Genomic DNA, 2,164 nt, shown 5'->3' with positions numbered 1-2,164 from the left:
CTCGGTAGTTTGACACTTTGCTATTCTAATTATTAATCCCTTCATTAATTAATCTCTTCATTTTCAAATAATAAAATCTAAATATATGTCAAATTTTTATTGCATAAATGTAGTATTATTGGGGTAATATGTGATATAATAATGACATATGTATCTGTTGAGGTCATTATGAAGCTAAATATCTCTAAAAGTAAAAACGCTACTATCTACTATGTTTCTGAGTCTTACCGTAAACCTAACGGTATCTCTACTAGTCGTAATGTTCTAAGACTCGGTACTGAAACTGAACTTAGAGAAAAGCTTGGTCCTGATGCTGATATTAAAGAATGGTGTAAAGCTGAAATTAAAAAACTTAATGATGCAGCTAAAGCTAAGAAGCCAATTCCTATTCAGCTTACAATTACTCCTGATACACCTTATGAAAAAGATGTTCAGCGTTCTTTTAATGTCGGATATCTTTTCTTACAAAAATTTCTTTATGGCATGGGCATTGATGAAATTGCTAATGAGATTAAATCAAGACACTCATTCAGGTTCGATCTTGAAAGGATAATGGCTGATTTAATCTATGCAAGAATACTTGATCCTAAATCAAAGCTCAGTACATATGATTTCTGCTTAAAAACTCTTTTAGAGAGACCTAATTACGAACTACATGATGTTTACAGAGCATTAGATATCATTAGTGAAGAATCTGATTTTATTCAATCAAAACTCTATCAGCATTCATCAAAACAATGTCAGAGAGACTCATCAGTGTTGTTCTATGACTGCACAAATTATTACTTTGAGATCACTGAAGAATCAGGCATGCGCAAGTATGGTCATTCAAAGGAAAATAGACCTAATCCTATAGTACAAATGGGAATGTTTATCGACAGAAGTGGTATTCCTCTGGCATTTGACATATTCGATGGAAATAAAAACGAGCAGCTATCTTTAAGACCTTTAGAAAAAAAGATCATTAATGATTATGCTCTTCCTAATAAGCAAATAATAGTTTGTACTGATGCAGGCCTAGCATCTTTTGATAACAAGGTGTTTAATGCAAAAGTTCATCTTATCAATGATGGTCAAAATCAGGTTAAGACTGATTTCATTACTATTGATCCAATAAAAAAGATGGATAAAGAAGAACAAGCATGGGCTTTATCACGTGGTCGTTCACTGAAAAAAGATCCTCTAAAAGAAGATGAAAATCCTAATATTGTATTATCTCAGCTAGAACGCGACGGTTGGAAATGTGAAGGAGTTCCAGGTACATTCTCACTAGATGATATTGATGAAACCGATCCTAATTTATACAACAAGATATTTTATAAAGAGAAATATGTAATTAAGAAGGGCGGTTCAAAATCAGAAAATAAAGGAAAGCAGCTAGAAGAAAGGATCATTGTTTCTTACTCCATAAAGTACAAACACTTTATGGAGCATAAACGAACATGCGAATTAGAAAGAGCACAGAAACTAATCAATTCTAAGAATTGCAAACGTATCGACTTAAATACCAAAAACGATATTCGCAGATACATAAAAAAAGTATCAGTCGATAAAAAAACAGGAATAGAAGCAAACAATGTACGCGATAACTATTTTTTAGATGAGGACGTAATAGCACAAGAGTCTAGATTTGATGGATTCTATGCAGTATCAACAACAATATCAAAAGACAAGTTGCCAGTAAGTGAAATCATAAATATCAATCGTGGAAGATGGGAGATTGAGGAGTCATTTATGTTGATGAAGTCAGAGCTTAAATCTCGTCCAGTCTACTTACAAAATGATAATCGCATAAAAGCACATTTCACAACTTGTTTTATGGCACTTGTACTGTTCAGAATTCTAGAAAAGAAAATTACAGAAAAGCTAAAAAAGACAGTACCAGCAGGACAAATAATGAATACCCTCAGAAATATGAATATAACATCAATTGATAAGTACTATACTGGCGCTTTCACAAGAACTGCAGTAACCGATACACTGCACGAATTGACAGATATGAGATTTGATTGTGAATTGATTACAAAAGGCAGTGTTGACAGGTATGTAAAAAAATCAAAAAAAATTTAAAAAATTTTTTAACAGTTACTAAATAATGCTACATAAATAATCAATAACATATTGATTTATAAAAGTATTTACATAATAACTGTCAAACTCGAGA

Annotated in this window: 1 protein-coding gene; it reads left to right on the top strand. The window is 31.9% G+C overall.

Annotation, left to right across the window (positions count from 1 at the left end):
* Window positions 1-168: 168 nt before the first annotated feature.
* Complete coding sequence (locus tag J5V48_RS09610) at window positions 169-2,070, top strand: IS1634 family transposase (RefSeq protein ID WP_219938405.1); 1,902 nt, start codon at window positions 169-171, stop codon at window positions 2,068-2,070.
* Window positions 2,071-2,164: the final 94 nt, after the last annotated feature.

The sequence above is a fragment of the Succinivibrio faecicola genome, from assembly GCF_019448115.1.
Taxonomy (GTDB): Bacteria; Pseudomonadota; Gammaproteobacteria; order Enterobacterales; family Succinivibrionaceae; genus Succinivibrio; species Succinivibrio faecicola.
This window is presented reverse-complemented; position numbering and strand designations above follow the sequence as displayed.